General features: G+C 64.8%; 1 pseudogene. It reads left to right on the top strand.

Going from position 1 to position 627, the window contains the following annotated elements:
- A pseudogene (locus I6F20_RS37595) lies at positions 1-627 on the top strand (transposase); the annotation flags it as partial.

Raw genomic sequence — 627 nt, 5'->3', positions numbered from 1 at the left:
GCGAAGACAGCCGACCTGGCTCGCAAGCACGGTGTTTCCGAGGCGACGATCTACAATTGGAAGGCCAAATTCGGCGGCATGGACGTTTCCGAAGCGAAGCGGCTGAGGGCCTTGGAAGAGGAGAACGGGAAGCTGAAGAAGCTTCTGGCCGAGCAGATGCTCGATGCGGCCGCACTTCGCGAGCTCCTTTCAAAAAAATGGTAGGGCCCGCCGCCAAGCGCGCTGCGATCGCGCATCTGCAGGCCGTCATGAGCCTGTCGGAACGGCGGGCCTGCTCGATCGTGGGGGCGGATCGGAAGATGATTCGCTATCGCTCCAGCCGCCCGCCGGACGCAGTTCTGCATGGCCGATTGCGCGATCTTGCCAACGAGCGGCGGCGTTTCGGCTATCGCCGGTTGTTCGTCTTACTGCGGCGGGAGGGCGAGCCATCGGGGATCAACCGGATCTACCGGCTTTACCGCGAGGAAGGGCTCACCGTCCGCAAACGGCGGGCTCGCCGCAAGGCCGTGGGGACCCGTGCCCCGATCCTGGTCGAGGCGAGGCCGAACGCGCGCTGGTCGCTGGACTTCGTCCACGACCAGTTCGCCAATGGCCGACGCTTCCGCATCCTCAACATCGTCGACGACG

The organism is Bradyrhizobium sp. IC3123, assembly GCF_020193625.1.
Lineage (GTDB): Bacteria > Pseudomonadota > Alphaproteobacteria > Rhizobiales > Xanthobacteraceae > Bradyrhizobium > Bradyrhizobium yuanmingense.
This window is presented reverse-complemented; position numbering and strand designations above follow the sequence as displayed.